The sequence below is a fragment of the Cupriavidus sp. CuC1 genome (assembly GCF_044627735.1).
GTDB lineage: Bacteria > Pseudomonadota > Gammaproteobacteria > Burkholderiales > Burkholderiaceae > Cupriavidus > Cupriavidus ulmosensis.
In genome coordinates this window covers 15855-39461 of record NZ_JBIUHC010000095.1, presented here as the reverse complement: position 1 = coordinate 39461, position 23607 = coordinate 15855, and the positions used below count along the sequence as shown (strand labels likewise).

At 61.5% G+C, this 23607-nt stretch carries 19 protein-coding genes and 4 pseudogenes; 12 read left to right on the top strand and 11 right to left on the bottom strand.

Features of this window, described 5'->3' with window-relative positions; translation table 11 throughout:
* From ACGLHR_RS32760 to ACGLHR_RS32750, 3 genes and pseudogenes are all read left to right on the top strand, one after another.
* Positions 1-400: pseudogene (locus ACGLHR_RS32760) on the top strand (KfrA protein); the annotation flags it as partial.
* A 196-nt stretch (positions 401-596) separates the two neighbouring features.
* A complete protein-coding gene (locus ACGLHR_RS32755) occupies positions 597-800 on the top strand; it encodes an H-NS histone family protein (protein WP_400098982.1) in 204 nt (67 codons plus the stop codon).
* A gap of 260 nt (positions 801-1060) precedes the next feature.
* Entirely contained in the window at positions 1061-2200 is a 1140-nt protein-coding gene (locus ACGLHR_RS32750) for a CapA family protein (protein ID WP_400098980.1), read from the top strand.
* A gap of 367 nt (positions 2201-2567) precedes the next feature.
* On the opposite strand, the gene ACGLHR_RS32745 is transcribed toward ACGLHR_RS32750, so the two are convergent.
* Positions 2568-3584, bottom strand: a complete 1017-nt coding sequence (locus ACGLHR_RS32745) for a GlxA family transcriptional regulator (RefSeq protein WP_400098979.1) — start codon at positions 3582-3584, stop codon at positions 2568-2570.
* Between the two features lie 122 nt (positions 3585-3706).
* Between ACGLHR_RS32745 and ACGLHR_RS32740 the strand changes: the two genes are divergently transcribed.
* The 3 genes and pseudogenes from ACGLHR_RS32740 to ACGLHR_RS32730 form a co-directional block, all read left to right on the top strand.
* A complete protein-coding gene (locus ACGLHR_RS32740; RefSeq protein WP_400098978.1) occupies positions 3707-4348 on the top strand; it encodes an HD domain-containing protein in 642 nt (213 codons plus the stop codon).
* A 127-nt stretch (positions 4349-4475) separates the two neighbouring features.
* Positions 4476-5252, top strand: a complete 777-nt coding sequence (locus ACGLHR_RS32735; protein ID WP_400098976.1) for an alpha/beta fold hydrolase — start codon at positions 4476-4478, stop codon at positions 5250-5252.
* Positions 5253-5663: 411 nt separating this feature from the next.
* A pseudogene (locus tag ACGLHR_RS32730) lies at positions 5664-6454 on the top strand (GlxA family transcriptional regulator); the annotation flags it as partial.
* Between the two features lie 16 nt (positions 6455-6470).
* Here the strand turns inward: ACGLHR_RS32730 and ACGLHR_RS32725 are convergent.
* Together ACGLHR_RS32725 and ACGLHR_RS32720 are read right to left on the bottom strand one after the other, a co-directional pair.
* A pseudogene (locus ACGLHR_RS32725) lies at positions 6471-7166 on the bottom strand (transporter); the annotation flags it as partial.
* 36 nt (positions 7167-7202) lie between these two features.
* A complete protein-coding gene (locus tag ACGLHR_RS32720) occupies positions 7203-7337 on the bottom strand; it encodes a hypothetical protein (RefSeq protein WP_400098974.1) in 135 nt (44 codons plus the stop codon).
* 224 nt (positions 7338-7561) lie between these two features.
* Here ACGLHR_RS32720 and ACGLHR_RS32715 point away from each other — a divergent pair, with 224 nt between their 5' ends.
* Complete coding sequence (locus tag ACGLHR_RS32715; RefSeq protein WP_400098973.1) at positions 7562-8515, top strand: helix-turn-helix domain-containing protein; 954 nt, start codon at positions 7562-7564, stop codon at positions 8513-8515.
* Positions 8516-8571: 56 nt separating this feature from the next.
* Here the strand turns inward: ACGLHR_RS32715 and ACGLHR_RS32710 are convergent, their stop codons facing one another.
* Positions 8572-9609, bottom strand: a complete 1038-nt coding sequence (locus tag ACGLHR_RS32710) for a carbon-nitrogen hydrolase family protein (protein ID WP_400098972.1) — start codon at positions 9607-9609, stop codon at positions 8572-8574.
* A 167-nt stretch (positions 9610-9776) separates the two neighbouring features.
* Here ACGLHR_RS32710 and ACGLHR_RS32705 point away from each other — a divergent pair.
* Positions 9777-10506, top strand: a pseudogene (locus ACGLHR_RS32705) (Tn3 family transposase); the annotation flags it as partial.
* A 308-nt stretch (positions 10507-10814) separates the two neighbouring features.
* Here the strand turns inward: ACGLHR_RS32705 and ACGLHR_RS32700 are convergent.
* Complete coding sequence (locus ACGLHR_RS32700) at positions 10815-12170, bottom strand: 2-hydroxycarboxylate transporter family protein (protein WP_400098971.1); 1356 nt, start codon at positions 12168-12170, stop codon at positions 10815-10817.
* Positions 12171-12605: 435 nt separating this feature from the next.
* On the bottom strand, positions 12606-13646 hold the full coding sequence (locus ACGLHR_RS32695; RefSeq protein ID WP_400098970.1) for an isocitrate/isopropylmalate dehydrogenase family protein: 1041 nt from the start codon (positions 13644-13646) through the stop codon (positions 12606-12608).
* Between the two features lie 1012 nt (positions 13647-14658).
* On the opposite strand from ACGLHR_RS32695, the gene ACGLHR_RS32690 reads away from it, so the two are divergent.
* Positions 14659-16590 carry a hypothetical protein gene (locus ACGLHR_RS32690; RefSeq protein ID WP_400098969.1) on the top strand — a complete coding sequence of 644 codons (1932 nt, stop codon included), beginning with the start codon at positions 14659-14661 and terminating at the stop codon, positions 16588-16590.
* Between the two features lie 733 nt (positions 16591-17323).
* On the opposite strand, the gene ACGLHR_RS32685 is transcribed toward ACGLHR_RS32690, so the two are convergent.
* Both ACGLHR_RS32685 and ACGLHR_RS32680 read right to left on the bottom strand, forming a co-directional pair.
* The gene (locus ACGLHR_RS32685) at positions 17324-18034 is read right to left on the bottom strand and encodes a nitroreductase (protein WP_400098967.1); all 711 of its coding nucleotides are present in this window, start codon (positions 18032-18034) and stop codon (positions 17324-17326) included.
* Positions 18035-18037: 3 nt separating this feature from the next.
* On the bottom strand, positions 18038-18586 hold the full coding sequence (locus ACGLHR_RS32680; RefSeq protein ID WP_400098965.1) for a DUF4863 family protein: 549 nt from the start codon (positions 18584-18586) through the stop codon (positions 18038-18040).
* 113 nt (positions 18587-18699) lie between these two features.
* Here ACGLHR_RS32680 and ACGLHR_RS32675 point away from each other — a divergent pair, with 113 nt between their 5' ends.
* Together ACGLHR_RS32675 and ACGLHR_RS32670 are read left to right on the top strand one after the other, a co-directional pair.
* The gene (locus ACGLHR_RS32675) at positions 18700-19680 is read left to right on the top strand and encodes a LysR substrate-binding domain-containing protein (RefSeq protein WP_318232451.1); all 981 of its coding nucleotides are present in this window, start codon (positions 18700-18702) and stop codon (positions 19678-19680) included.
* Between the two features lie 388 nt (positions 19681-20068).
* Complete coding sequence (locus ACGLHR_RS32670; protein ID WP_400098963.1) at positions 20069-20425, top strand: STAS/SEC14 domain-containing protein; 357 nt, start codon at positions 20069-20071, stop codon at positions 20423-20425.
* Positions 20426-20590: 165 nt separating this feature from the next.
* Here ACGLHR_RS32670 and ACGLHR_RS32665 read toward each other — a convergent pair whose 3' ends face one another.
* The 3 genes from ACGLHR_RS32665 to ACGLHR_RS32655 form a co-directional block, all read right to left on the bottom strand.
* Complete coding sequence (locus ACGLHR_RS32665) at positions 20591-21127, bottom strand: dihydrofolate reductase family protein (protein WP_400098961.1); 537 nt, start codon at positions 21125-21127, stop codon at positions 20591-20593.
* A gap of 501 nt (positions 21128-21628) precedes the next feature.
* The gene (locus ACGLHR_RS32660; protein WP_400098959.1) at positions 21629-21889 is read right to left on the bottom strand and encodes a hypothetical protein; all 261 of its coding nucleotides are present in this window, start codon (positions 21887-21889) and stop codon (positions 21629-21631) included.
* Positions 21886-22221: a hypothetical protein gene (locus ACGLHR_RS32655; RefSeq protein ID WP_400098957.1), complete on the bottom strand. Its 336-nt coding sequence runs from the start codon at positions 22219-22221 to the stop codon at positions 21886-21888. The genes ACGLHR_RS32660 and ACGLHR_RS32655 overlap by 4 nt, the downstream gene beginning before the upstream one ends.
* Before the next feature lie 185 nt (positions 22222-22406).
* On the opposite strand from ACGLHR_RS32655, the gene ACGLHR_RS32650 reads away from it, so the two are divergent.
* Positions 22407-23603, top strand: coding sequence for a hypothetical protein (locus ACGLHR_RS32650; RefSeq protein ID WP_400098956.1), 1197 nt, complete (start codon positions 22407-22409; stop codon positions 23601-23603).
* Positions 23604-23607: the final 4 nt, after the last annotated feature.

Sequence of the window (23607 nt, the reverse complement as noted above, 5' to 3'; positions counted from 1 at the left end):
GAGCGCACCCGCGAGCAGGTGGCGGTGGCAGGAACGGGCCGAGGCCACCGAGCGCCGCGCGCTGCGCGAGATCGACCGGGAGCGCACGCTGCGCCAGAAGGCCGAGCAGGCGCTCGCGGAATTGCGCGCTGAGCTGGCAGCGGTGCAGGCGAGGGCGCAAGACGCCGCCGTGGTCGCGCGGCTGCAGGCCGAGCGCGACACGCTCAGCCGGCAGTGCGTGGAGGCGCAACGGGCGCTGGCGGATGGGCAGGCGGTGCAGGGCAGCCTGCGGGCCGAACTGGAGGCGGCGCTGCGGCGGGCCGAGCGTGCGCAAGCGGAGGCCACCGCGACGCGCCGCCTGGGGACGGCCAGGCGCCGGGCGCCGGCGACGCGCACCAAGTTCAAGCCGGGGCCAGCCTGAGGGGGCGTCCGAGGGCGAGGATTTGTCCACCGCGCGATCTGTGGATTTGATTAAAATTTCAGCAGAGAGACCACCTTGTCCTCCTGCCGACGCGGATCTCCACAGCAGCAATCCCCGGAACAGCCTTGACGTCCCATGTTCCGAACGACGGCGCGGCGCTGGATCCTGCGCCTTCTCACATCTATTCACCTACATCATGTCGATCGACATCGAGCGCGCGCAAGCGATCACCTGGGCCCGGATCCAGATGGTCCAGCACGGCCTGACCCTGGCCGACCTGCAGGCGGCCGGCTGCCTTACCGAGCCGCCACCGCTACTGCCTGGCGCGGTACGCTACCGCAACGCGCACGGGCAGGGCTGGGACGGCTGCGGGGCCTTACCGGGCGATGCCAGTGGGTGATATGCTGAAACACTGGTTCAGCAGGCCGGGTATCCCAGGAGACGAAGCCGCACCGGGCAAGGCGCATGCCGGGCGAAGCCGCGCTGCGCTTCGGTATATACCTTCAATATGCTGAGCTTGCCGTCCACCCCCGGACCTACGCGCCAAGCCTAGCGCTGCGGGTAGGTTCGCGGCCCTTATCACCGGTCGCGCGCAGGTGTAACATGGACTGGCGTTAGCATGATCGCGCTGGCAACGTTTGACCGGACAGGGACCCCGCAATGGCCACGATCAGCCTCTTCCTGTGTGGCGATGTCATGACTGGGCGCGGAGTGGATCAACTCTTCGCAACATCGAGCGCACCTACGCTGCACGAGGGATCGATCGGCTCTGCCTTGGACTACGTCAAGCTGGCTGAGCGGAAGACGGGACCGATCTCAAGACCCGTGAATCACGCATACATCTGGGGGGACGCGCTCGACGAGCTCGCGCTGCGGCGACCGGATGTGCGCATCATCAATCTGGGCACAACGATCACGACCTCGGAAGACACGTGGCCAGGCAGGCGCGCCCATCACCGCATGCACCCAGCCAATGCGGCTTGCCTTCGCACCGCCGGGGTCGACTGCGCTGTGTTGGCCAACAATCATGTGCTCGACTGGGGCTATGCCGGGTTGAAGGACACGCTCGCTGCGCTCGGCGCGGCCGGCATCGGGACTGCTGGTGCCGGGCGCGACGCGCGTGAGGCTGCCCGGCCAGCAATCCTGCCCCTGCCGAACGCAGGACGGCTCCTGGTGTTCGCGTTCACAATGGAGCACGCGGGTACCCCGCACCAATGGATGGCCACGAGCGCCCGCGCTGGCGTGAATCTGCTGTCCGACTTTTCGAGGGCGAGCGTCAACCGTATTGCCAGACAAATCGCTAAGTTCAAGCGGGCCGGTGACCTGGTGGTAGCCTCGCTTCATTGGGGAGCTGAATGGGGTTACGATCTCGACCCCGAGCAGCAAGCCTTCGCCCACCAGTTAATCGATAAAGCGGGCGTCGACGTAATTCATGGTCACGCTTCGCATCACGCCAAGGGCATTGAATTACATGCAGGCAAAGCCATTCTGTATGGCTGCGGCGATTTCGTGAACGATTACGAGGGCATCGGCGGCCAAGAAGCATTTGGCGCCCATCTCGCATTGATGTACTTCCTGAAGCTCGATACCGAACATGGAAGACTCACCGACCTGCTGCTGGTTCCGCTGCGGCGCCGACATTTCCAACTGCGCCATGCCCATGAGATCGATTGCTGTTGGCTCACCGAGGTTCTCAATCGCGAGGACTTGCGGTTCGGGACATGCCTCACACGCTTGAATCGGGACGAGTTTCGCGTCCTCACTCGTAAGACGGGTCAGGTTGCGGGGCAGTCGTCCTGATGCCACTCAACTGCATCGCTCCGTTGGTCGAGTATGCCTGTCTCCTGCCGGTGGGGTAATCGTACCTTTCGTGTCAAATCTGGCGGTAGTCGTGCGCAGAACCGCCTGCAGCAAGGCTCTGCGGCTTGACGGTTCTCACCCAATCGGAAGATCCGCAGATCGTTGATCGATAAGGTCTTTTTCGATCAAACCGCCAGAAATTGCATGAAAGGTACGATTACCCCGGAAAAGGCCGAGTATGCCTGCGGATTTAATGGGGACTCCTCATGAGCAAGCGTAGCAGTCGTGCGTGGGCAGTAGAACAAGCACACCATCCCAAATCTCATCTCGTTGTCACAAAAGGCTCGTAAGCACCTAACTCGCTGCGCTATCGCTTCGCGAAGCGTTCTGCGTAATCTTTTGGGGTCACCCCGAACCGACGCGTGAACGCCTTACGTAGCACGTCAAAGCTGTTGTAGCCATAGCGCCGTGCGATTTCCCCTGTCGACCGTTCACCTAGTTCGAGCGCCCGGCACACTGCTTCGAGTCGGACGGCCTCGACGTACTTTGCTGGCGTAGTATTCAGTTCTCGCTGGAAGGTGCGTATCAACGTCCGGACGCTAGTTGCGAGCCTATCTGCTAGGACTTCTACCGTAAGGTTCGCTTCCAGGTGCTCGCTGATCCAGAGGCACAGTTCATCCAGGCTTGAGCCGACCGCGCGTTGGGACTGAAGGGCGACGCTGAATTGCGCCTGTCCGCCAGGACGTCGCAAGAATAGGACAAGATTCTTGGCGATCTCCAAGGCCACATTGTCCCCCATGTCTTCGCCGACCAAGGCAAGCGCAAGGTCGATTCCCGCCGATACTCCAGCGGAGGTGTAGATGTTTCCGTCTTTCACCCATATTGGAGTCGGATCGACCTGCACCTTGGGATAGCGTTCGGCCATGCTTTGCGCCACACCCCAATGCGTCGTTGCCCTGCGACCATCCAGGAGTCCTGCTTCAGCCAATGCAAACGCTCCGACGCATATCGAGCATATGCGCCGCACTGTCCGCGCACGGGTTCGGAGCCACTCCATGGTGGTCTTATCCAGCCGATCTGATGATCTGAAGCCTGAAGCCACGATCAACGTGTCGATTGGCCTGTGTGCACGACGCTCCTGATCAAGCGTCCTGTGTCCCTTGAGTCCAATGCCGGCTTCGCTCTCGATGTATATGTCGGCGCCTGCACAAACCAGTTCCAGTGCATAGGGTGCAGTTTTGCCCTCGTGAAGCCGATTCGCGAAGGCAAATACTTCCGCCGGCCCGATGACGTCGAGCGCATCGACGGGTGGCAATCCCAAAATCACAACTCGCCTCGGCATCGCCCCTGCACGCGGGCCACGTGATGTCTTCCGTTCCCTCATCGAGGCCTCACCTTCCGACCAAAAGCCTCATTTTGGCACAAATCGTCCAAAAGCAGTCATTTTTGCCAACCCAGGGCGACCTACACTATGAACCTGATCAACTTGATACTTGCGGAGGACATGTGCGCACACCTGTCATCATCGGGGGAGTTAGCGATCCCGATTCTGAGCTTACCCGTAAAGCCGCCTCGCTCGTCGAGCGCGTCCATTCCAAAACGATGCGGGGTCACGTACACCGGACGTGGTGGTGGTCTGAATTCCTTGGTCAGAAGCGAGGGTTGAAGTACGACCGCGAGGCCGTCTACCTTGCCTCGTTGCTGCACGACCTGGGACTTACGGAAGAATTTGCTGCCGATCAACGCTTTGAAGTCGATGGCGCTGATGCCGCCAGCCGTTTTCTGCTGGCAAACGGCTACGCGGAATCGAGGGCACAACTGGTCTGGGACGCGATCGCGCTTCACGCCAGCGCCGGCATCGCCGACCGCAAGGAGCCGGAAGTCGCTCTTGTCCACATGGGTGCCCATGTGGACGTCATGGGGCTCTGGATCGAGGAAATTACACCGTCCCTCATCGACGATGTCCTGCAGCTCTATCCGCGCCTGGGATTCAAAGCCGCGTTTCAGGCGGCGTTAGCTGAAGTTGCACGGAAGAAGCCCCACACGGCAATTGGCACGGGACTAGCAGATATCGGACATCGTCACGTGCATGATTTCGAGATTCCGAACGTTTGCGACCTGCTCGACCACGCTCCTTTCGAAAGCTGAACCGCAGTCTTGCCGGAGAGGATGGCTCTCCGGCAACTGAGGCGCCGTCCTGGGGTAGCTTTGATTTCGGCGCGATTTGCGACGGTTCGCAACCGCATCCACAAACAGACCAAGCAGCGAGATGAGAATGGACATCCAATCGAACGGCATCCGAATTCGCGTTAGCGAGAAGGGACACGGCGACCTGGCGCTGGTGTTTCTGCACTACTACGGCGGCTCGTCACGTACCTGGCAGTTTGTCGCAAACGAGCTGTCGGACAACTATCGAACGGTGGCGACCGATCACCGCGGCTGGGGTCATTCGGACGCCCCGGAAGCGGGCTACACGATTGGCGACCTAGCGGACGATGCGCACGGCGTGATCGAAGCGCTGGGTTTGACGCGCTACGTGCTCGTCGGTCATTCGATGGGCGCCAAGACTGCGCAACTGCTGGCGTCGCGCCGGCCGCCGGGGCTAGAGGGCGTGGTGCTCGTGGCACCGTCGCCGCCGTCGCCGATGGTGGTGTCAGATGAGCAACGCACGGCCATGGTGGGCGCCTATGCGTCGCGCGAATCGATCGGCTGGGTGCTGGACAACGTTCTGACCGCCACACCGCTCGCACCGCAACGCCGTGAGCAGGTGATCGAAGACAGTCTGCGCGGCGCGCCGCAAGCCAAGGCCGCATGGCCGAATGTGGCGATGCGCGAGGACATTACCGCCGATGTGGCTGCCATCAACGTGCCCGTGCTGGTGATCTCCGGCGAGTTGGATAAGGTGGATCGCGTGGAAACGCTTCGTGCCGAACTGCTGCCGAGAATTGCCGGCGCGCACCTTGAGGTGCTGCCCGGCATCGGCCACTTGTCGCCGCTGGAAGCGCCGTCTACAGTTGCGGCGGCCATCCGCCGGTTCGTCGCCAAACTATAACGCGGTGCCCTCAAGCCCAATTCACTTGGGGCTTGCCACCCCGGTTTATTGAAATCGTCCGGATGCTGTCCCTTAGCGTTGGATCGAGCCGGATTCGTATGAGAAAGGAGAATAACGTGGAAATTGGAACTCCTTTCGAGACCGATATTCCGTCTGTAAAGGCTTTTCGTGTGGACCTCGCTGCGCGAGCAGAAAATCCCGGATTTCGGAGCCTGCCTGCGCCACCGCAACGGCGATCGTTTCCTGGTGGACATCCCAGCCCACACACTTGCTAAACTTGTCCATGACCTGCCCCCTCAATTGTGCCTCTGGGCTGTTGGTTTAACCCATCTCAAGCCTAATCCACGTCGCTTGAGGTGCGGCAGGTCAATACATTCTGTCTAGCGCTTCCTGATTCTGATGACGTGAAGGGAGGTGCGCTCGTCGCTTGGCCTCGCGGTGGGTACCCGATCATTGCGAGGGAGGGGTGACGTGACGTGGACACATGGAAGGTCGTGGGGGCAATGACCCGATCAATTCGCCAGCGCCCGACGAAATCCTCGCGTTCCTGCGCAAGGCTGGCAACCGCGCCAGACGTGTCGCCGGCTTTTGCACCGGCGCCTTCGTCCTCGCGGAAGCGGGTCTGCTGGCGCAGCGCAGCGCGGCGCCGCGCCGCGCCACGACGCATTGAGCGTACGGCCGCGAGTTGCAGAAGCATCTTCCAGATATCCTCGTCGAGGAGGACCGCCTCTACATTGTCGACAGTTCAATATTGACGTCTGCCGGCATGACGGCTGGTCTTGATTTGGCGCTCGCGATGGTGGAAAGGATTTGGGTGCGGAAGTGGTGCGTTCGGTGGCGCACAAGCTGGTTATGCTTCAGCGTCGGGCGGGCGGTCAGTCCCAGCATTCCGAAATGCTCGACCTCGCGCCAAAGTCTGATCGTATCCAGAATGCGCTGACTATGCGCGTCAGAATCTGAGCCGTTCGTTGACCGTGGAGGAACAGGCCGAGACCGTTCATCTGAGTCCGCGCCAGTTCAGGCGTGTGTTCACGCTTGAAACGGGGCCGTTTCCCGCCAAGGCAATCGAAGGACTGCGACTGGAGGCGGCGCGACTGATGATCGAACAGGGCCGGCATCCGCTTGATGTCCTCGCTAAGGAAACCGGTTTTCGCAATCGCCGCCATATGCGCGAAGCCTTCATGCGTGGATTTGGTCGTCCAAGCGCGCTTTCGATCGCTAAAACGCTTTTGCTAAACGCAGATTCAGCCGAAGCTTGTTCTTGGGGCCGTTGCGCACGTGCACGTCCTGGCCGCCCTGGATTTCCAGTTGTAGTGATGGTGTCAAGAAGTGGGCCACCGTGAGCAAGCATGTATCGGTCGACATGCTTGCGTTCTGAGTGACGCCGTCGAGCTCGGTACGGCCGCCCGCCGTGTGGTGGTAGGTGATCGCGATCCGTGTTCTGTCGTTGAGTTCGTAGCGGAGGTGACTTTGCAGGCTGAAGGTCGGGCGCTGCTTGTAGTCGGCTCCTGCGAAATCGCTGTTAGTGCTGTAGAGAGCAACTTCGCCTGTCAAGTCGAGGAAAACTGGACCAGTGATGTTTTGGGAATAGATCAGATGCGTCACTGCTGTCCAGCGGTGTGTGCCGAGATTGAGGGATCCCTGATCGGCGTGGTAGGTCCCAAGCGGAGCAGAGACGAACTGGGCGGCGCTGAGGTAGCGTTGGTGATCAGGGTCATTGATGAACCAGATCGCCGAGCCGATAAACGGATCGCCAATGCCATTCGAATGAAGATTGTCCGGGGCGCTCATGCGCACGCTGCCGAAGGGCATGATGACCTGCGGCGTCACTGTGAAGCCGAGAAAGCTTGCGTAGTGGATATAGCGGACGACGCCGATATCCGACTGGACATCGAAGGGTGCTGGCGTGCGCTTTCCGTCGGCGTAGAACGCAGTGCTCTCGCTGTGCTGCTAATAGAGCAGGCCGAGGTTAGTGCCCGGCGGCAAAGGCACATAGTCCGCAGGATCGGTCGCGAGAACGGTAGCCTTGGCAGAGGTTGCCGCCATCATCGATAGAAACAGCAAGCTGATGAAGCGAATTTTCATTTAGTATTCCAAGAGGAAGGTTCGGCAAAGAAGTACGCCTATTTGGCGGCTTCATTCTGCGATGCCAAAGATCGCGGGTATTGCACGACGCTCCCGACATCGTTGATTCAGCTTGCCAGCCCGGGTCCCGTGATTGCCCACTGGAAATGGCGTGCGTGGGCTTATGCTGTTCGGCGAGCGGTACCAATCCAGGACTCACCGATGTCCTGTTCATGGGTTAGACGATGAAACGCACAAGTACCGATTCCGCACCTTTTGACGAGCGGTTGGACTATTGGCGAGACGCTATCAGTCGCGCCTTCGTCAAGCTGGACTTTGACCCCGTTAAGCTCAATGGAGGGCGGCAGTTTTCTGGTCGCATCGCCCAGAGCGATCTCGCGGATATTGAACTTGCGGTGGTGAATACCAGTGGCCAGCATGTGCGGCGGACGTCACGGCTGATCCGGCAGACTCAGGAGGAACTGTTCTTGGTCAGCTTTCAATTGGCAGGTGAGGGGGAAGTACGCCAAGATGGTCGGCGTGCAGTACTTGCAGCTGGCGATTTTGCGATCTATGACAGCACGCGTCCCTATGAACTCATGTTCCGGGAGGACTTCGAACAACTGGTTGTGACGGTGCCACGCGACAGGCTGCGTGTGCGAGCACCATCGGCGGAGCGGTTGACGGCGATCGCCATTCGCGGCAGTCAGGGCATAGGGCGCATGCTAGGGGAGTTGGTGGTGGGATTGCCAGAGCATGCGGAGGCGATGGCTGGTCAGACACAGGCGTCTGTTTCCGACTCCGTGCTCGATCTCGTCGCTACGGCTCTAGCGACTTTGCCGGCTTCGCAGGTCGGATCGCTACCGACCTTGAAGCTGTTTCACTTGAACCGGATCAAGTCCTATGTTCACGAACATCTATCCGACCCGGACTTGAGCATCATCTCGATCAGCGAAGCGCTCGGTATGTCCGTCAGCTCGCTGTATCGAGTGTTCGAGGCGGAACGGTGTTCGCTTGCCGAGTGGATCTGGGATCAGAGGCTGCAGGCATGTCGGGCGACGCTGCTCGACGTCGCCTGTTCCGGGTTAAGCATCAAGCAGATCGCAATAAGCTGGGGGTTTAACGATCCCGCACATTTCAGCCGCGCATTCCGGAGGCGGTTCGGCCAAAGCCCGGCTGCGTTCCGCTCGCGCGACTAGCAGCCGGGCCGTTCAGTCCCTGTGAGACGGCTTGAACCTAGGCGTCGTTTGAACGCTCAGGCCTGTTCACCTTCTTCGAACTCTGTATGCTCGACGGCTCGCATGCCCGGTGAGTTGCCGTTTGCGCTTTGACCGTGCTTCGCATACACGACACGAGGCTTTGGATTGCGGTCCAGCAGCAGTTGTGTCACGTCAGGGCGAGAGTAGTGCCCAGCCGGATCAGCAGCTGCTTTCGCGAGAGTGATGGCTGCTAAGTCAATGTCCGCATACAACAGCCCCTCCGCGTCCGGAGGCAGCGGTTCGGCCAGCGATCGTCCGTCGGGACCGTATATTTGCGCATGACCACCCCCCAACTTGAGGAGCGCTTGCTGCTCGGGTGTCTCGCAAAGCATGTCGATCATCTTTTGCGAAACCGTCGCGCACGGCGCAACCACGAAGCACTGGCCCTCGACCGCATACAACCGACTCGCGGCGTTGTTTACCTCTGGTCCGAGCGCGTAAGCCGCGTCGACGTAAAGCGAGAAGCTGGGCCAAGCGGCGATATGGACCTGCTCATTCTGAGCATACATCGCGTACTTGGTAAGTGGCTGAAGATGCTCCCAGCAGCAAAGGGCGCCAATCCTGCCGAGGTTGGTGTCGTGAACAGCCAGGTCACTGCCGTCGCCTTCGCCGAAGATTGCGCGTTCGACATGAGTGGGTTTCAGCTTACGGCGCGTGGCAATGGTCTTCCCTTCAGGGCTCAGGATGGCCTGGGCAATGTACAGGCTTCCAGCGTCTTTCTCGCTGAAGCCAAGCGCAACGGTGATGTTGCTACGCGATGCCGCTTGCGCGACGCGCTCAAACTGCACGCTGTCGATGACCATCGAGTTGTCATGGTACGGCTGGATGAATTTCATGCCCCAGATCGGCGCACCAAGCCAGGCAAACCACGGGTATCCAGGTATCCACGTTTCAGGGAAAGCAATGAGACTTGCGCCGCCTCGGGCGGCCTCTTCGATAAGCGCAATCGTCTTGTCAACGGTTGCCTCGAGATTAAGAAACTCTGGCGCCGCCTGGACAGCAGCTACCCGATAGCGGGGATGTTCAATGGCCATTGTGGTCTCCTGATGTGTGGTTCCCAAGCGTAGGCGAAAAAAGCCCGACTCCCTTGTCTGAGCTTCCTGCCTGTCATGTGCTGGCTTCCTGGGATGCCTCGCTTGCGTGGGCGCATTCACATCAGACTACGCAGCTATTCGCTGAGGGCTTTAGCGCTTCACTCGGGGTCGACCCACGACGCCGCACGCACGCCGTGGGTATCTACACACAAGTCCTCGACCAGCATGGCATCGCGTACAACCAGCCGATCGTGCTCAATGAGCGGCAGGCCGGTGCCGCGATTGAAGGCGTGATCCGTCAGGGTGAGAAGCGTGACGATGGTGGCCTGCTCCGACTTTCGGTCGATACCCATGGATATACGAACGTGGGTATGGCGCTATCGAAAATGCTCGGCTTTGATCTCTGCCCCCGCTTGCGCGACCTCTCGGAGCGCAAGCTGTATCTACCGCGGGGATGGATGGCCCCGGAAGGCGTCGCCCCAGTTGTCTGCCAGGACATATCGCTCAAGGCAATCCGTGACGGATGGGATGGCTTACTGCGGCTGGCGGCATCGATCAAATCCGGACGTCTAAGCGCTATTGTCGCCTTGGAGCGATTTCGGCAGCGCGGCACACGGTGACCCGATTCATCGCGCAGCCGACCATCTTGGCAAGCTGATGCGCACACTTTTCCTGTGTGATTACTTCAGCAATACCGGGTTTCGTCGTGAGTTGCATACGCTACTGAACCGGGGCGAATCAGTTCACCAACTCGAGCGTGCGATATACACCGGTAAGGTCGCGCCGGAGCGCGGACGGCGGCGCGACGAGATGATCGCGATCTCTGGCTCTCTGACGCTGTTGCCGAACCTGGTGATCGCGTGGAACACGCAGCGCATGCAGGGGTCACTGCAGAAAAGGGAGAATATTGCACGGCAAGCGGCCGCATGCCCACGCTTGCTGCCAACTGTTTACCACCCGCTCCGGCACCGCTCAGGCAACCCGCTTGTGTTGCGCGCGAACCCATGTCAGGCAAAGGCTCGCGGCGTTCCTGGTAGGCCAGCGCGGCATCGGTCAGTGCAGTTTGGCCTGAAAGCGGCGCCATTTGGAAAAGACCCGTTGTCGTAGTCGCGGGAATTCCTCACCGAATTGGCGCCTGCCTGCCAAGCATTATCGGAAGTCGCCCCAGGATGCCGACCAACCCTCGGTACGCCGATATCTGCGTATCATCCCATGTGCGCAAGCACGATCAGCGTAAGCGTCACGACGATCGCGCCGCCTATGCGCGTGGCGATCTGCGCGAAGGGCATCAGCGTCATCCGGTTGGCCGCCGTCAGGATCGCGACGTCGCCGGTTCCGCCCTGGCCGCTGTGGCATGCATTCACGATCGCCGTATCTATCGGGTGCATCTTCAGCATGCGCGCAACCACGAAGCCCGTGCCCATTAGCGTCACCACGGTCGCGACGATTGTCACGATGTTGGCGATCGTGAACGCGGCGATCAGCTTGTCCCACGGTGTCATCGCCACGCCAATAGCGAACAGCAGCGGATACGTCACCGCCGTCGAAAAGAACTTGTAGACGACAAAGGCGCCTTCCTGCAGCGGAGGAGACACGGCGCGCGTGATCTTGACTAGCACCGCGAGGAACAACATGGCGACCGGCGCCGGCAGCCCGAACAGGTTGCGACACATCAGTCCGAGCAGGTACAACGTAATAGCCGTGATCCCCGCGGCTGCAATATGTGTGACGTCGATATGCCCGCGAATCTCCTCCTGAACCGGGTCCATTTCGTCCTCTTCGCCGACTTGCAGGCGCCCTTCGCCGGTGAGGTGCGGAAAGCGCTTGCCAACCTTGTCGAGCACGCCGGACAGGATAATCGCGGTGAGGCTGCCGAGCATCACGGGCGGCAGCACTTGCGCGAACAGTTCCCCCTGAGGCAGATGGAGGATCTCCGAGTACCCGATCGACAGCGGGATCGCCCCTTCGCCGACACCGCCCGCCATGATCGGCACCACGATGTAGAAGAACGTATGGTGCGCGCCGAGCCCGAGTGCCGTTCCCACCGCCGTCCCGACGACGCCGGCTGCGATCGAGCCGACCGCTAGTGGAATGAAGATCTTGATGAAGCCCTGTATCAGCACCCTTCGGTCCATGCTGAGAATGCTGCCGACGATGATCGACGCGATGAACAGGTACAGGAAGTTGGTGGATTTAGTAAATTCCGTCGTGAGGGTCAGGATCGGCTTGGGCAGCAGGTGATAGTAAGTCAGCGCCGAAGGAATGAAGGTCGCGAAAATCGCAGCGGCACCGATGTTGCGAATGATGGGCAGGCGTTTGCCGATTTCTGCGCAGGTGAAGCCAAAGAAGGCGAGCACGGCGATCGCCATCGAGATCTCGCCGGGGACCTTGCCTGTGACTGCGAAGCCCGCGATCAGCGCGAGCAGGATCACGTAGACCGGTAGCGGGATGATACCGATCCGGAATTCCATCAGCTTCCACCAGCCTTCAGGCCAGAAGCGCGGCTTGATCGCGGGTTGCTGCGCCTCGGCGGGAGGTAAAGTCTGTGAGGTGGTTTGCACAAAGTGTCTCCTTGCGGTTGAAGGCCGGTGCAGCGCTACCCAGCAGTCCGGCCCTTGGTCTGATCATCAGTATGGTGTTCGGCGCTCACGCCAAAAATCGTGCCTCCGACTGCCGCGTGCGAGTGTCGAGATTGCGGCCTCGGTTCAAATGGTCGTCGATCTCCGCCGCGCAGCCGATCATCCGGCCGAACAGGAGCCGTGAAGGCTGCGCTTCCGAGCGCCGGGTCGGAGCAGTCGCCCGCCCGATATCGCACCCACAGCCATACATGCACGATTCGGACGATTACCCCTCTGCTGCGTTCGCAACAGCGTGCGACAGAATGCGAGAAATATGTTGTACTCGCCGCGGTAGTCGAAAAGCTTGCCCATGACCGCCGCGCGAGGGTCGTGGTTCATGCGCGGCAGCAGGCGCCGCCTGCCGCCCCCAACGTCGGTTCAGCCGGTCAGAGCGATGCGCTTCGCCACGGCGTCGGCAAACTCCAGCGTGGAGGCCGTGCCCTTGAGGTCGCCGGTTTTCACCTGATCCAGGTTGAGCGTCTGCTCGATGGCCTGGCGCAGCCGTGCAGCCATCTCCTGGCAGCCAACGTGCTCGAGCATCAGGCCAGCGGCGAGCATCAGCGAAATCGGATTGGCGATGCCCTTACCGGCAATATCGGGCGCCGAGCCGTGCACCGCTTCGAAGATCGCCGCGTGCTCGCCGATATTGGCGCCCGGCGCCATGCCCAGCCCGCCCACCAAACCGGCGATCTGGTCCGACAGAATGTCACCGAACAGATTGGTACAGAGCAGCATGTCGAACTGCCAGGGGTTCAGCACCAGTTGCATGGCGCAGGCGTCAACGATGCGGTCGTCCATGATCACGCGATCGGCGTAGTCCTTGGCCACCTCACGCGCGGCATCGAGGAAGATGCCGGTCAGGGCCTTGAGGATATTGGCTTTGTGTACCACCGTGATCTTCTTGCGCCCGTTCCTGACGGCATACTCGAAGGCGAAGCGGGCAATGCGCCGGCACGCGTCGCGCGTGTTGGTGCCGGTGGACACCGCCACCGCATGTGGGTCGTCGCCGACCGGAATGTAGTAGTCGTGCGCCACGTAGAAGCCGCCCACGTTCTCGCGCACTAGCACCAAGTCAATATTCTCGAAGCGTCCCGGCACCAGCGTGCGGGCCGGCCGCACGTTGGCATAGAGATTGAATGCCTCGCGCAGGCGCACATTGACCGAGCGAAAGCCGCCACCCACCGGCGTGGTCAGGGGTCCCTTGAGCGCGAGGCCGGTGCGGCGGATGCTGTCCAGCGTGTCTTCCGGCATGGGGTCGCCGCCGTGCTCGATGCCGGCCATGCCCGCCTGCCGGACATCCCAGGCAAAGGGGGCACCAAGTGCGTCCAGCACTCGGACAGTGGCATCCACCACTTCAGGTCCGATTCCATCGCCTGGGATCAGGGTGGCGGGGATCTTTTCGCTTGTACCGTATTCCATCTGTTTTCCTATCACGATGTGAGAGGCTAGCATCGGCTAGTCATGTGGCGCGCGCGCTCCTTGGCAACGGCGCGAGCCATGGCAGCCTCCTTACAATCTGCCGGCTGGCCTGTGCCCTGGGATCAGGAGCTCCTCTTGTGGTGAAGGGACACGAAGCGCGTCCGCCTGCGAGGCCCCATCTCTAGTCCCGGCTAGGCCTTGCGAACCATACGCGGCATTCTTCCTCCGGAATTGCTGGCGGACTCGGCCAACCACGGGCCAGATTCTACGAAGGGAAGGCTGTCAACTACCTGTCATTCCGGCTGCTGCGTCCTCATGGTTTACGCGGGGTCCAATTTGGCCAGTTGCATACCCAATTCTCGGCGGAATCGGGCCACACAGAGCGGGCAAGGGAGGCGTAGAGGCCTTGTCAACTTGCCAGTAGCGAGACAGGGCAGTCGCAGGCGGGACCACTGGTCGGAAAGCCGTTGACGGATGGCGGGCCACTTCAGCGAATTCATACCAGGCCGTAAATCGAGCGACGAGGTCTTTGTGACAGAGCGAAGCACGCTGCCATGTTCAGACGGCCATCCATGCTTCGTTCAATGCGAGCCCCTCATTTGCCGGCAAGGCCTTTCCAGCGGGCTGCGCAACGGAAGGCTCCTCGGCTACGCCCAAGCAGGGCGGAAAATCCGTCGGGAGAAGCCACTTCGCCAAGAAGGTGCCTAGCGCGTCGAGCAGCACGTCGGCAAGATGCCGGTCCTGGACGCAACCGCGGCGCGCCAACTGCTGTCCCCTGCGGAATCGGGCGCTGATCGCGCTGATGGTGTTCTCGTTCGCGTACCCCGGCGCTAACCTGGCGTTTGTGTGCGTGCACACGAGTGACCGGCAGTATTCCCACGCTTGAAATGCACATCGGGCACAGCCTTTCCCGGTAACCCGTACCCGGCCATCCAGCCAACGATCGCCGCCATCCGGCTCAAGAACCCCGCACAGTTGCCGATATCCGATGCACTGCATCGGGAGGTTCGCAATGAAACGTGTATTGGCGCTGCTCATGTGCCTGGCCCTGGCCGCTTGCGGCGGTGGTGGTGGTGGTGGTGATGTTGCGGCAGGAAGTAGCGCCAGCACTGGCACTGGCGGATCCCCGCCGCCTGCTGTCGTGCAGAGCCTCTCGGGCATTGCGGCAACCGGGTCGGCAATCTCCGGCCGCATTTACCTGAAGGATGCCGCAGGGAACGAGCGGTACGTCGACACCACGGATGGCACCTATAGCTTCTCCACCGCCGGTCTTACGCCGCCCTTCATGTTGAAGGCCGAATGGACCGCGAACGGTGCAACGCAGCGGTTGTATTCCTTCTCGCCCTCGAATGGTGCAGCAAACATCACACCACTAACCCAACTCGCGGTGGTTGGCGCGGCCGGCACGAATGCACTCGACGCAATCTACGCCACGTCTGGTGCCGCTGCCTTCACGGCTATCTCGAATGCCTTGCCCGGCGCCATCTCCATCCTGAAAGCCGAACTCGCCCCGCTCCTGGCCAGGTACGCCGCCTCCAGCATCGACCTGATGTCCGGCAAGTTCACGGCGGATCATACCGGCATGGACGCGCTGCTGGACAACATCACCGTCAGCTATGGCGCCGGCACCGTCACGGTGGCGAACCTGGACGGCAGCACGGTGCTGCAGGCCCCCATCGGCAACCTGGCCGGCGCGCTGTCGGCCGCGGACTGGACTTCGCAGGATGCGCTGGTCGCCAGCGACCCCGACGTGGGGGTAGACAGCAACGGCAATGGCCTCGTGGCCTGGTCTGAGCAGGTGGCTTCGCAATTCGTCATTCGTGCGCGCTTCCTGACTGATGCCGGCGCAGCCGCGACCACGTTGAGCACCGCTGGCGATGCGTTCCTGCCACGCGTTGCCTTCGACGCAGCGGGTAACGTCACCGTGATCTGGATGGCCTCCGAGAACAACATCAGCAACCTCTGGGCGAGCCGCTACACCGCTGCGTCCCAGACTTGGAGCGCGCCGCTGCGGGTTGTGTCGTCGGCGAGCGTCGCTACCGGTGCCTCCACGCCTGACCTCGCCGTCGACGGCCAGGGCAATGCCATCGTGACCTGGTATCAAGGCGACGGGCGCACGAACCACTTCGATGTGTGGGCCGTCAAGTACGCGGCATTGTCCGGTGCCTGGGGCGCGCCGTTCATGGTCAGCGACGGCGTCAATAGCGCAGCCAACAGCCACGTCGCGGTCAACGCCGCCGGCCAGGGGCTCATCGCGTGGGTGCAGCAACAGGGCGATGGTACTACCGTGTCAAACGGCCCGCAGGACATCTACGGGCGCAGCGTCACAACCGGCGCCAGCGCCTGGGGCCCGCGCGCTATGCTCAATGCCGTGGGCGGCAACCTGTACAACGTCTACGGGCAAGTGGCCGTTGCGGTGGATGGCAGCGGCAATGGCCTTGCAGTGTGGGTGCAGAGCACGGCCAGCCTGTCCTTTGCGATCCAGTCGGCACGGTACGTTGCCGCCAGCGGGTGGCAGACTTCGACAGTCGTCTCGAACAATACACTTGGCGAATGCTACGACCCGCATGTGGAGATCGACGGGGCGGGCAATGCCATCGCGGTCTGGCAGGAGCAGAACGGGGTTGGCGCCTACGGCGGTGCGAACCGCTACGCGGCTGGCACGGGCTGGGGCGTGCCGGGGAAGTTCAGCGGCACGGTGCCGGGAGACGTCTATGCGCCCCGCGTGGCCGTGGGTGCGGACGGCAACGCCACGGCCATCTGGTATCAGTGGGAAACCTCCGGCATCAACGTCAGGACCAATCGCTACCTGACAGGCAGCGGCTGGGATGTGCCCAACCTGCTCAGCGCGACACCCGCCGACGGCACGACCTACCCGGTGCCGCGCGTGGCCACCAATGCGGCTGGCCGCACGCTGGCGGTCTGGGGGATCGACAGTATGTAACAGCATGACCGACTCCAACCAAGTCGCGGCGCGATTGCATGGAGTAGGTCATCACGACTCTGTGCAGCCGCGGTATCTGCCGGTGGCCAATCGGTTTGCGGGCGCCAGTTCATCCTGCCTGCCGGCACGCGCGTCTTTCGTGCGGTCCGGCACCCGGCCGCGGTAATTCCGCTCTACGTACCGCGCACCTACCGGTTCGGCCCGCCAGCGGTGTTGGCCGGAGCGGATGGGTGCTACCTGATCTGCCGCCCAAGATCTGACCACCGCCTTGTGGGAATCCGGCTTCTGCACCAACGACATGACGCAACCGGGTACCTTCTATATTCCGCGCGACGTCGCGCGGGACGGGCTGATCGCCATGTTTACTCCTGCAGGACGACGTCCGAATCCTCGACCTAGACGGCACGGTCCTTTCCAAGTTGGGAATCTACGACCAGATCCACGGCGAACATGCCTGGTGTCAGTGGTTCGGCCTATCGATGTTCGAAGTCCTGGCGGACTTTACCGGCGCCTCTGGGCCGATCGGCTTCCGGTATCCGTCCCAGCGCCGAAGAGCTGCTGGCGTAGCTGCGCGGCTTTTCGCTGATCGCTGTCGCCTGGGGCCGCCGCCGGCATGCGTGCTGGACGGCCCGAAGCGCCAGGAGGTTGTAGCTGGATTCGCGCAGCTGCCTGCAATTCCAAGTACCTTCATCGTCTGCCGCGTCGGTGCTGATTGCATGGATCGGCGGGAGGGTCAGGTCGGAAACCCGAAGAGTCGCGCGAAGTCTTGCACGCGCTCCCGTGGCATCCTTGTTTGATTCACCTTGGCTTCCGGGTCTCCATATCCCATAGACATACCGAAGGCGGTCACTTCCTCCGGTGGCATGTGCAGATGCGATGCGATCAGGTCATGGAACGGCGCGAAGGAAACTTGCGGGCATGTGTCGATGCCACGCGCTTTCGCGGCGATCATCAGGTTCTGCGCGAAAAGGCCGATGTCGATCCAGCTGTGCGGCTTCAATCTGCGGTCGATGCTGAAGATGAGACCCACCGGCGCGCCAAAGAACGAGAAGTTCCGCTCGGTCTGGCGCGTGCGCGTCGGGGTGTCGTTGCGATCGATCCCGAGCGAAGCGTAGTAGCGCGCGCCGAAGTCAGTCAGTCTCGCGCGGAACACGTCCGGCAACGGCTCAGGGAAGTGGGCGGGTGCGGGGGCGGTCCCGGCGCGGGAGGCAGCGACCAGGACGTTGGCCAATTCATCCTTGACCGCGCCGCTGACCACATACACCCGCCAGGGCTGGATGTTGGCCCCGCTCGGGGCGGTCGCTGCCTCCTCCAGGATCTCTTGTATGAGTTCGCGACGAAGCGGCTCAGGCCTGAAGGCGCGAACCGCGCGGCGGGACTTTACGACGGTGGCGACGCATCGCGCGACGGCCTCCTGGGACCATTCAATTGCTGTCTGCACCATGGACTACTCCTGCGGCACGTCGTGGTAGGAAATCCGACCGGCGGGCAGGAAGAACAGCGCGATAACGGCGCCACCCTTCGCTTCTGGATAGTGGTGACTCCCCGGCGCCGGGGCGGTCCAGCCTCTGGAACACCAGCCATTCGGCCCATTCAGGGCAGCGCCGGGATCTATCGGAACGACCATGTTGAACTCGCCATAGGGATGCCCGTGGTATTGCCCGCGGAGTCGATGGTCAGGGTGGCCTTGCCTATTGCCGGTGCTATCCATGTACACAGCTGTGATGCTGAAGTGAAGCGTGCGCGTGGAGGGCTCCGCGATGCGGCTGCGGCGGTAGGTTGGGCCCTCGATCTCAACGTTCGCTGCCCAGCCATCCTCCACGCCCTTCCTTACCGAGCGAGACAGGGTCTGGTAGAGCTCGCTGTCGGGCCCGTACTTCTCGTTCAACCAGCGCTCGACCGCGGTGCTAGTGGTCAGGTCCTTCACTTCTTCAAGGAAGGGGATGCAGCGCTCGATCAGCGCTTCTCGATCTTGGATGAGTGTTTCGGCCGTCATGGTGTCGTCTCCTGTCAAATCGCTGGACATCATGATGCGCGAACCATGAATTGAATGGAATTGATGTCTTTGCAATTGCATAATGCATGCTATTCAATTGACGGAGTGACGTCATGAGCATCGGCCGCACGGACCTGAACCTTTTGAAGGTGTTCGAGGCCGTCTACGAGGAGCGCAATCTGATACTGGCGGGCAAGCGCCTCAATCTCACGCAATCGGCGGTTAGCCATGCGCTCCGCAGGCTGCGCGAGCTTGTCGGCGACGAGCTTTTCATGCGCATGGGGAAGGGCATGGTGCCGACCGGCCGTGCAACGGCGATGGCGCCGACCCTGCTTGACTCGCTGCGCCGCATCGAGGATGCCCTCGGCGTGGAGCCGTTTTCTCCCGACAAATCCCGACGGCGATTCGTTATCGCGGCGAACGATCACGTCACTGAAGTGATCGTTGCACCTTTGTCCCGCGAACTACAAAAGGCCGCCCCGGGCGTGGACCTCGTCATCCGGCCGTCTACGCGGCTGGACTTGGCCGAGCAGATCGACCTGGGACGCATCGACCTTGCCATCGGCATCTTTTCCCAGGTTCCACCCCGCCTGAACTCACGAACGCTGATGTCCCAAGGAGAATCCATCTTGATGCGCAAGGGACATCCGGCTGCCCGCCGGAAGCTCACGCTCCTCGACCTGACGAAGTATCCGCTTGTCACCCTATCCGTCGGCGGGCAGGAGGAAGGCGCGGTAGGGGGGTTCATCGTTGAGCGGGGCCTCGCGCGCCAGTCGGAGATGTTCGACCGGCGTGCGTTGGAGGAAGCGCTCCTTGAATCGAAGGAGGTGCCGCGGCTGAGAGTCACCGTCCCGCACGCGCTCGCCATTCCAGCGCTGCTTCGTGATACGCACATGCTGTCCATTGTGCCCGCGTCCCTGGCCATGGCTCTTACAAAGAGCGGAGACCTAGTTCGACGAGATCCGCCGTACCAAGCTGGAACTGAGACCATGCGTGCGGTCTGGCATGGCCGCGACGAGCACGACGTGGGTCACGCGTGGCTGCGCGAGATGATCGCGAAAGCAGCCCGAACCGTTGAAGAGGCGCTCGCGTAGCTTGGCCTGCGCGCCCGAGGATCGCGGGGCGGCTCCCGGCCGATCCGGGCCCGGGCTACCAGGGGCGGCCCGCTAATCTGGCTGGGTGGCGTTCCTTTCCCTGTTCTTGAGAAGAAAGATCATCAAGAAGAGGTAAAAGTGATGCAATATGTACTACACAGAAGCGCTAAGCGAATTTGTGATGCAAGCGTAACTATTAGAATGCGATCCCGGGTGTCACGTCTCACAGTTAGTGGGTTTTGTCTCACAGTTCCTGGGTCCAGTTCTGGCGAACACAGGGACCCGTGCGATCCGAGCCGTGTGAAAAGGCGTACGATCAGGAGGTGATCGTACGCTAGGTTTGTCCGTGCCTGAGCGTGTAACGTCTCCCCAGCCAAGTGGTCCTGCCATGATCCTGTATCACACTGACCCCGATTCCCCAGTCGTCGAGATTTCCGTCGAAGGGAAAATCACTGACCGCGAGCTGCGCGAAGCCATCGAGCGCATGCGAGAGGATCTCGAACTGAACGGCAAGACCCGAGTGCTCGAACGCATCGAGCATTTCACCGGCATCGAGCCAAAGGCGCTGTGGACCGACCTGACGCTCGGCGTTCCCTTGGCCCGCAAAATCACGCGTGCCGCCGTGGTGGCCGACGCGGGATGGATCCACGCCTCGATGCATCTGGCGCGGTTCTTTACGAAGGCCGAAGTCAAGGTGTTCCACGTCAACGAGCTGGATCAGGCGCGCGCCTGGATCAACGCCTGAGTGCCGCCCGGCGAATCTCGTATCGTCCTAGGCCATCGCCGAGTAGGGCCAGCTCGTATTGGCAGTGCGCCGCCTCGAGTGGGTTGAAACCACGAAAGTCTCGTCTACCGAGATAGTGCCGATCGCGGCGCCAGATGTACAAGCCTCATCATGCATCTTCACAAATTAGCACTGCACGCGATAGGTCGACTGCACTAGGCCGGACGGAAAGTGCCGGCTCGATTCGAGCGCCAGACTGACGTCGCGCGGCAGGGCGCCGAACAATGCTCTGCCTGCACCGATCAACACTGGCACGGTGGTGACCACCAAATCAGCGATCAATCCGTCGCGCAGAAACGACTGAACCAACTGACCGCCATCGACGTACACGCGACGCACGCCTGCAGCCTCCAGTTGCTTCATCGCATCCGTGGGCGTGCTATCCGAGAACCGCACCTTTCCCTGCAGCCTCTCCGGCACTGGCTTGCCGGCCAATTGCCGGGACAGCACCAGAACGGGCTTGTCGTAAGCCCATTCGCCCAGCGTGAGGACTTTTTCGTAGCAGCCTCGGCCCATAACGATCGCGTCCTTGTCGGCGATGAAGGTCGGATAGCCATGGTCTTCTGCCGGCTCATCCCGTTTCAGAAGCCAGTCGATGTCCCCATCGGGTCGGGCGATAAAGCCGTCAAGGCTGGTAGCAATAAAGACGTGTCCAGTGATCATTGTCAATCTATTGTTCTGTCGGATCGCGCTCAAGCTTTAGCCGGCGCCTCGGCCCCGTAGGCGCAGACTCTTCGGTCCCGCCAGACACAATCCATGAAGTTTGCGACGCTCGAATGGCCATTATCGCTGAAGGCAGGCGTTCGCAATGCGTCGCGCTAGGTGCCAAGTTGGAGCGGCCCAATCAGTGGGACATTCCTCGCAGCGCGTTCACGGCGCTCGATACGCCGGATGCCGTGCTTGAGCATCTGTTCGGGCCACTGCGATAGGCCGTTTCGTTGTCGCTTGGTCGTCGACCGCTGCGGAAAGCCTGGCGAGTGTTCAAGAATATTGAAGCTCTTCTCTGCACGCACCGACCGAGTCCCCTGAGGCGACCCGGGGCTCGGGGGACTCGGTCGCCTTGGTAACGCGCGCCAATGCAATGTGGCGCGGCGCATGCCGCCCTGTTCCATGCCGAAGGGTGACGATGCGCTTACCGAGACAGCCACCACCAGGCAGCGACGGCTACGGCGGCCTGGCCCGCGGCCACGACCAGGAAAGGCTGCCATGACGCGTCGAACTGGTCTTGCAGCGTGGTGACGGCAGCCATGCGCTGGCAGCAGGTGCGTCCTGCACAGCCAGCCCTGCAAACGGCACCGTCGCTATCACCTCGTCCGCAAAATGCAGGGCCACGCGGCGTGCCAGCCGCGGCTTGAACTCGCCGTCTTCGAGAATGCCACGGAAACGGGCGGTCAATGCTTGCGGCTTGGCAAGCAGGCTGGTCAATGCACCGGGCTTCTGCACTTGCAACGAGGCGACGAAGCGACGAAGCGGCCTAGCGTGGCATCGTAGCAGCGCTCGCCATGGGCGTTCGCGAGCGCACCGAGCACGCGGTCGAGCGCCCGCTGGTGGCCGACCAAGTAATAAGCCACGGGAAAGCCAATCAGGAATGCCACTGCCGCCAGCGTCCAGCCCGTGCCTTCGATGCTGTTGGCCACGAACGCAAATGCAATCATGCTGAGCACCAGCCCAGCAACGCAGCAGCACACGATCTCCCAAAGATAAAGCGAGCCCGCCTTGAGCATGGACTTGCCAAGATCGATTACGCTGCTGGACATGTAGGTCACATTTGTAGTAAGTATTACGCCGGTTTGAACGAGAACTTACGGCCTACCGCCCAAGGGCAACAGTTTGTCCATTCGGTTAGTGGGCTAGAAACGCCCGTACTGCATGCGGTGCAGCTTGGCAACCAGCAGCTTAGTGGACGAGTATAAGGCCGCCGCGACTGCGTAAGGAACAATCAATGCAACCGACTGCCATCACTGCGGTGCACGACACCGCGCTGAACCCCAACATGGAGCCGGCGCTCGGCGTGGCGCTGCCCATGAGTTTCCCGGTCATGCTCGAGCCTGCTCAGCTGACTAACATCGAGAGCCGCTTGGCGGCGTTCAACTTCGCCGCAATGCCTCAGGCTCAAATCGTCACGCTCGGGGCCGAGCCCACGCTCAACCTTAACCGTGTGCTCGACGGCTTCCTAGCCCGCATCAACAAGGCGGATAACCCGCAACTGTTCAAGCTGGTGGACGCGCTCAACGACGCGGTGGCGAAGGAGAAGCTCGGCGAGTTGGCCGACGCCATCCTGAACGCCAAGCCGGGCATCAAGGACCGAATCATCGGCCTGTTCAGCAAGAAGGCAATGCAGCGCGCGATGGACAAGGTCTACGAGGACCTGGCACGCATCGCCAAGCTCAAGTCGAAGACCCTGAGCGACGAGGTCAACGGTATGGAGAACAAGCTCCGTATCGAAATGAACAAGCTCACCGACGAACTGCAAGGGATGGATGGGCAGAAGGCGGAATACCGCAAAAGCTTCGTCGCATTCGCGGAAGAAACGGCCTTCCTGCACAACGCATTGAAGAAGGCGCGAGCCGAAGCACCGGCTCTTCTGGCTGCGGCAGGGCAGGACATTTCCCGGCAGCAGGAGATACATGACAAGCTGCAGTCGCTCGAATCGGTTGCCCTGGCCCGTGAAGCCATGATGACTAAGCTGCCGGCTGAACAACTGGTGATTCGCCAGCTGCAGAATGCAGGCGTGTCGACGCTGCAAGAACTCATCGTCACGATGGGCGACCGTTTCGCAAGCATCCGCATGACGCTGCTGACGATCCATGGCGCACAACTGGTGCAAAACGTCCAGCGTCTTGGCCAGTCCGGCGCGAACCTGGACAAGAACCTTCAGGAAGTGCGCTCCCGGCTGATGCAGAACGTAGTGGCCACGGCCGCTACGGCCCCGGGTAGCAATCGCCTCGATCAGGCCAATAACCTGAAACGCGTCGTTGCCGATACGCAGGCGCTGCAGTCCATCGTGCAGGCCGCTCGCGCCGCGAATCAGGCGAAGTTCGAGGAAGCCCGCAACACAATGTCGCAAGTACGGCAGGACCTGCTGAACCTCGGTAGTCAACTCAATCCCGCGGCTGCGGTCGCACCGCAATCCTTCTAACGCA